Origin of the sequence: Pseudomonas chlororaphis (assembly GCF_001921865.1) — a bacterium.
In the GTDB taxonomy this organism is placed as follows: domain Bacteria; phylum Pseudomonadota; class Gammaproteobacteria; order Pseudomonadales; family Pseudomonadaceae; genus Aquipseudomonas; species Aquipseudomonas chlororaphis_D.
Map to the genome: position 1 here is coordinate 321630 of NZ_MSCT01000006.1, position 6427 is coordinate 328056.

The window sequence follows — 6427 nt, forward strand, 5'->3', positions numbered from 1 at the left end:
CGGTGCGCGCCGTCGTATCGCCGCCGAGCGTCGTCGTATCGCCGCCGAGCGTCGTCGTACGGGGCTGATCAGCAACCGCTGCTGTTCCCCGTGCCCGCCGGAAAAAACTACTGAATTTCAGCTTCGGCTGAGTTGGCTATTTGCCTGACTACAGGTGGTATTCATGTTGGTCCTATCGAAAAAGTCCGCGTTCGCGGCGGCTTCCACGAGCCTGTTCGTCCTGCTCTGGAGCAGCGGGGCGATCTTCTCCAAATGGGGGCTGGCCCATGCGTCGCCCTTCGCCTTCCTGCTGATCCGTTTCGCCATTGCCCTGTGCGCCCTGGTGCTGTTGATTCCCTTGCTCAAGCTGCGTTTGCCTCGCGGGCGCAAGCCGATGCTGTTCGCGGTGGCCACGGGGCTGGTGTTGCTGGGGGCGTACCAGATCTTCTATCTGCTGGCCCTGGACCTGAAGGTCACGCCCGGGGTCATGGCCACCATCATGGGAGTACAGCCGATCCTCACGGTGGTGATCATGGAGCGCCAGCGTTCCTGGAGCCGGATGTTCGGCCTGGCGCTGGGCCTGGCCGGGTTGATCATGGTGGTCTATCAGGGCATCGGCCTGGCCGGCATGTCGCTGGCCGGGATGCTCTTCGGCCTGCTGGCCCTGGCGAGCATGACCCTGGGCTCGATCATGCAGAAACGCATCACCGACAACCCGCTGGGCACCTTGCCGGTGCAGTACCTGGCCGGGCTGGTGCTGTGCGCACTGTTCGTGCCGTTCCAGCCGTTTCACGTCGAGCGTAGCCTCGGCTTCGTGGTGCCGGCGCTATGGATGGGGCTGGTGGTCTCGGTGCTGGCGACCTTGCTGCTGTACCGGCTGATCGCCCGCGGCAACCTGGTGAATGTCACCAGCCTGTTCTACCTGGTGCCCGCGGTGACGGCAGTGATGGACTACCTGGTCTTCGGTAACCGGCTGGCGCTGCTGAGCTGGTTCGGCATGCTGCTGATCATCGTCGGCCTGGTGTTTGTGTTTCGCAAGAACGCCTGATTCATGAGGGGCGGGCGCAGCTTTCGACTCGAGCGAGGGCTGCGCTTTTTTTGCCTGGACGCTCTTCAGATTGGCAGTGCCTGGCCGACACCAATAGTGGCTTATTGATATCTGTTTTTATTCGCATTTACCTTGTTTGTTTTTGCTTGTGAATAAGACAAACCTTAAAAGTTAAAGATCGGCTCTACACTGACGACATACTCCCCAGGCCCAAAGGAGAAGTCAGAATGAGTACCAAGCTGGTTTTGGCAGGTGTCGGCATGTTTCTGGGGTTGAGTGGCGCTTGTGTCGCAGCCCCTCAAGGCATTCAGGGAGTGATCTATTTTCACGGCAGCATCGTTGAAGAGCCTTGTACGCCCAATGCGGAGGCGGCGACCCACGGCCCTGTCGCGTTGAGCCTGCGCCAGTGCCCGACGCTTTCTCGCGGCAACGACATCCGGGTCGAGGGCGTCGGCCCCTCGCGTGCGGTGACGGCTCTCGGCCGGTCGCCCATCAACGTCAAGCTGGTGACGGACACTGGCCACGAGGGGCGCTACTACGATCAGCAGTACGCCCTGGTCGACACGGCGGGCAAGGCGGTCACGTCGGGGATGTACGTGATTACCCTGACATCGCCGTGATCCCCCCTCTATCGAGTTCATGAACGCCTGCATCGCCGACGGCTGGATGTAGCGCCGCCGGCTGGATCACGCTCAGGAATTCGGGGCATGGCCGGGTTCCCTGGGTAGAAGAGCGGCAAGCCTGATAATCAATGCCAGGCGTTGCCGCTACCCTGGGGCAGCCGCTTTGCGCCGCCGGTTACCAGGTGTCGACGAAGGTTCGCGACGAAGGGCCGGATTCGCCAGGGCTTCCCGCGGCCTGCAGCCCGCGCATCAGCCATGCGCGGCTTTCCTGCGGGTCGATCACCGCATCGATTTCCAGGTAACTGGCCATGTTCAAGGCCTTGCCTTGTTCGTAGGCCTTGGCCACCAGTTTGTCGTACAGCGCCTTGCGCTCGGCTGGCTCCGTCTGGGCCGCCAGCTCTTTGGCGAAGCCCAGGCGAATAGCGCCCTCCAGGCCCATGGCGCCGAACTCGCCGCTGGGCCAGGCGACCGTGAACAGCGGTGAGTGGAAGCTGCCCGCGGCCATGGACTGGGCGCCCAAACCGTAGCCTTTGCGCAATACCAGGGTGAAGAACGGCACGCTCAGGCTGGCGGCGGTGACGAACATGCGCGAGACGTGGCGCACCGTGCCCTGGGTTTCCGCTTCGGGGCCGACCATGAAACCGGGGGTATCGCAGAGGGACACGATCGGCAGGCCGAAGGCCTGGCACAACCGCATGAAGCGCGCAGCCTTGTCGCCGCTCGCCGCGTCGATGGCGCCGCCAAGGTGCATGGGATTGTTGGCGATCAGGCCGAACGGATGGCCCTCGATACGGATGAGCGCGGTTATCAGGCCCGGGGCGAACTGCCGACGCAGTTCCAGCACGCTGTCGCTGTCGGCCAGGGTCTCGATGACGTGGCGGATATCGTAGGCCCGCAGGCGATTTTCCGGAATCAGATGGCGCAACTCGCGCTGATCGGCGCAATGCCAATCCTGGCGCGCGCCTTGAAAGTAGGACAGGTACTGTTTGGCCACGCGCACGGCTTCGGCCTCATCCTCGACCAGCACATCGATGACGCCATTGGGGCCTTGTACCGATACCGGGCCGACCTGCTCGGGAGTGAAACTGCCCAGGCCGCCACCTTCGATCATCGCCGGGCCGGCCATGCCGATGTTGGCGTTGCGGGTTGCGATAATCACATTGCAGCAACCCAGCAGCGCCGCGTTACCGGCAAAGCAGCGTCCGGAGACGATCCCCACCGTGGGCACCCACCCAGAGAGCCGGGCCATGGCCGCGAAGGTATGGCAATCCAGGCCCGCCACGCCGACAAAATCGGTGTCCCCCGGGCGACCGCCGCCGCCTTCGGCGAACAGCACCACGGGCAGGCGCCATTGTTGTGCCAGGCCGAGCATGCGATCGGTTTTCTTGTGGTTCATCACCCCCTGGGTGCCGGCGAACACGGTGTAGTCGTAGGCGATGGCGATGCAGCGTGACGACTGCGCGACGGAGTCCGCGGCATTGACCGTGCCGATTCCGCAGATCAGGCCGTCGGCCGGGCTCAACTCCAGCAGCTCTTCGGGCGAGCGCCGGCGTCGTTGCGCCGCCAGGGCCGTGGCGCCGTATTCGATGAAGCTGCCGTCGTCCAGGAGATCCCGCAAGTTTTCCCGGGCGCTGCGTTGGCCAGTCTTGCGGCGCTTGGCCAATGCGGCGGGGCGCCGGGCGTCGGTCAGGCGCTCGTGACGTTCCAGGACTTCGGCCAGGTCGGCGCGGATATGCGCCAGGTCATGTTGTTCCTCGTGCTGCAAGGCGTCGCTGGCGATATCGGCCGGTTCGAGAAACAGCAAGGGCTGGCCGTCGCCCAGGATGTCGCCGGGCTGTGCGGACACGGCGCGCACGATGCCGCTTTGACTGACCCTGACCTCGAACTCCATCTTCATGGCTTCCAGTACCGCCACCCTTTGCCCGGCCACCAGGGCTGCGCCTTCGGTCGCTTCCAGGCTGACCAGGACGCCGGCGGTCGGCGCGGTCAGCGGCACGGTGCCGGCAGGGGCTTCGCAGTGCGGGGCAGGGGTATCGGGCGTCTGGGCCTGGCTGCTGAAATACCGATGGGATTGGGGCGTGGTTTTCAGCAGTTGGTCCAGGTTGCGCTCGACAAATCGGGTGCCGACCCGGTGGTCTTGCACGGCCTGGCATTGCAGCAGGTTCTGCAACAATTGCAGGTTGTTGCTCACGCCGGCCAGATGAAATTCGCACAGTGCGCGATAGGCACGGCGCAGCGTCGTCGGGTAATCCTCGGCATGGACGATCAGTTTGGCCAGCAGCGAATCGTAGCTGGGGTTCACCGGGTAACCGACATAGCCGTAACCGTCCACCCGCAAGCCGGGGCCGCTGGGGGGCTGGTAGGCGCTCAGCGTACCGGCGCCGGGCCGAGTGCTGCCGTCGGCTTGCAGGGTCTCCAGATTGATCCGCAGTTGCACGGCGCAACCGCGCACCGCCGGAGGCTGGCTCAGCCCCAGTTCGCTCAGCGAAGCCCCGGCGCTCAAGCGCAATTGAGTCTGTAGCAGGTCGACCCCGGTGATGGCTTCGGTGACCGTGTGTTCGACCTGGATCCGCGGGTTGGCCTCCATGAAGTAGAAGCGCTCCGGGTGTTGCTGGTCCAGGAGGAATTCGAACGTGCCGATCCCCTGGTATTTCACCGTGCCCGCGAGTTTCAGGGCCGCGGCGATCATGGCCGCGCGGGTAGCGCTGGCCAGTTCCGGACTGGGGGCGATCTCCAGCAGCTTTTGGTTGCGTCGTTGCACGCTGCAGTCGCGCTCCCAGAGATGGCTGACCGCGCCGCTGCCGTCGCCCAATACCTGGACTTCGATATGCCGCGCCTCGACCACCAGTTGCTCGACATACAGCGCGTCTTGCCCGAAGGCTGCCAGGGCCTCCGACTGGCAGCGGGTAAAGGCTTCATCCAGTTCTGTGTCGTTAAACACCGCCCGCATCCCGCGGCCGCCGCCACCCGCCAGGGCCTTGAGCATGATCGCGCCATGCTCGCCAAGGAACGCCCGGGCTTCGTCCAGGCTGACCGCGCGGTTGATTCCCCGGACCAGCGGGACGTCGCAGGTTTCGGCCAGGGCGCGGGCCGCGGCCTTGTCGCCGAACAGTTGCAGGACCTGCGGGCAAGGGCCGATGAAACGCAAGCCTGCGTCTTCGCAGAGGCGGGCGAAGCGGGCGTTTTCGGAAAGGAAACCATAGCCGGGGTGCACGGCGTCGCAGCCCTGTTCACGGGCGATGGCGATCAGTTGCTGCATGTCCAGGTAGGCCGGAACACCCCGGCCTTTGAGCGGTACCGCCAGGTCGGCCTGGCGGGTATGCAGGCTGGCGCCGTCGTCTTCGGCGTAGAGGGCGACGCTGCGGATATTCAGGTCGGCGCAGGCGCGGGCGATACGAATGGCAATCTCGCCACGGTTGGCGATCAGTAGGCGATGGAACATGGCATGACTCACGATAGGGGGTAAGGGAAGCCGAAAGGCGGCTTACAGCAATGTTTCCAGCTGGTCTTTTTTCACTTTGCCGGTGGCGGTCATGGGCAACGCGTCGACCAGGCGTATGTCCGGCACCTTGTAACTGGCCATGGCGCCCTTGCACCAGGCGACGAGGTTGTCGCGGCTGTCGTCGCTGCCAGGCTTGAGCACGATGAACGCCACCGGTACCTGGCCGCGATTCTCGTCCCGTCGCCCGATCACCGCGCACGCCAGGACAGCCGGGTGTTGTCCGAGCAAAGCCTCCAGTTCGCCGGGAAAGACGCTCATGCCGTTGACCTTGAGCATTTCCTTGCGCCGGCCCAGGTAGCGGATAAAACCCGCTTCGGTGATCAGGCCCAGGTCGCCGGTGTGCAGCCAGCCGTCTCGAAGGGTGGCGGCGGCTTCAGCCGGCTGTCCCCAGTAGCCGTGCATCAGTGAAGGGCTGCGTATGCAGAGCTCGCCTTCGCTGCCCAGCGGCAATAGCGTTCCCGTCTCGAAGTCGCACACCTTGAACTGGGTGCCGGGCACTGGCAGGCCGACGAAGGTCGGGAGGCTTTTGAGGTCGAAGTCGTCCTCTTGCAGGCCGACGGTAAAGGTGTCGCAGGTGTGGGTTTCGGTCATGCCGAAACTGAACTCGAACAGATGGCAGCCCGCCAGGGAGTGCCAGCGGGAGCGGTAGTCGCGGGTCAGCTTCTTGACGAAGGAGATGCAACCGGTCCGCTGCAATGAAGACAGATCGAATGCGCCGACATCCGGGTGTTCCAGCACTTCGGCGGCATTGTCCACCAGCAGGCCGCAATGGCTGACCCGGTAGTGCGTCACGGCCGTCATGAAGGCCAGGGCATCCCAGCGTGCCAGCAGCACCAGGCGGCAACCGGCGTAGACGGGAAACAGCAAGCCGGCGTTTTCCCCGGCAATCCAGAATTCCGGCAGGAAATTCAGCAAGACGCTGTCCGGTGTCAGGCCCAGGGCGACCGGCACGAAACTGGCGCAGGTGTAGAGCATGTCGCCATGGGTGTGCACGCAGCCTTTGGGCAGCCCGGTCGTCCCGCCGGTGTAGTTGAGGGCGGCAATGTCGTCGAGCTGCGGACGATGTTCGGGAGGGTTTGCGGTGCAGGCCGCCAGGGCGGGGTAGAAGTCGATGAAATCGTCGCCGCCGAGCTTCGCCGCGAGCAGCAGGTCCGGCACCGGAATGCTGGGGTTCGCGGGGCACAGCTCCGACAGGCTGGTGGCCAGGACGTGGCTGAGCGCGCACGGCTCACGGACGGCCCGCACCACCTCCAGCAATTGATCCAGGCACAGTAC

The 6427-nt window shown here is 64.6% G+C and carries 4 protein-coding genes; 2 read left to right on the forward strand and 2 right to left on the reverse strand.

Translation table 11 applies throughout. The features are described from left to right. Nucleotides 1–163: 163 nt before the first annotated feature. Nucleotides 164–1027: a DMT family transporter gene (locus BTN82_RS06980; protein ID WP_075118424.1), complete on the forward strand. Its 864-nt coding sequence runs from the start codon at nucleotides 164–166 to the stop codon at nucleotides 1025–1027. A 227-nt stretch (nucleotides 1028–1254) separates the two neighbouring features. Further along, the gene (locus tag BTN82_RS06985) at nucleotides 1255–1647 is read left to right on the forward strand and encodes a hypothetical protein (protein ID WP_075118425.1); all 393 of its coding nucleotides are present in this window, start codon (nucleotides 1255–1257) and stop codon (nucleotides 1645–1647) included. A 178-nt stretch (nucleotides 1648–1825) separates the two neighbouring features. On the opposite strand, the gene BTN82_RS06990 is transcribed toward BTN82_RS06985, so the two are convergent. Next, entirely contained in the window at nucleotides 1826–5092 is a 3267-nt protein-coding gene (locus BTN82_RS06990; RefSeq protein ID WP_075118426.1) for an acetyl-CoA carboxylase family protein, read from the reverse strand. Nucleotides 5093–5134: 42 nt separating this feature from the next. Then, a partial coding sequence (locus BTN82_RS06995; protein ID WP_075118436.1) for an AMP-binding protein occupies nucleotides 5135–6427 on the reverse strand: 1293 nt, incomplete at its 5' end.

Coding starts and splice junctions, on each gene's coding strand:
- BTN82_RS06990 (WP_075118426.1), bottom strand. CDS start 5,092: ATGTTCCATCGCCTACTGATCGCCAACCGTGGCGAGATTGCCATTCGT.
- BTN82_RS06980 (WP_075118424.1), top strand. CDS start 164: ATGTTGGTCCTATCGAAAAAGTCCGCGTTCGCGGCGGCTTCCACGAGC.
- BTN82_RS06985 (WP_075118425.1), top strand. CDS start 1,255: ATGAGTACCAAGCTGGTTTTGGCAGGTGTCGGCATGTTTCTGGGGTTG.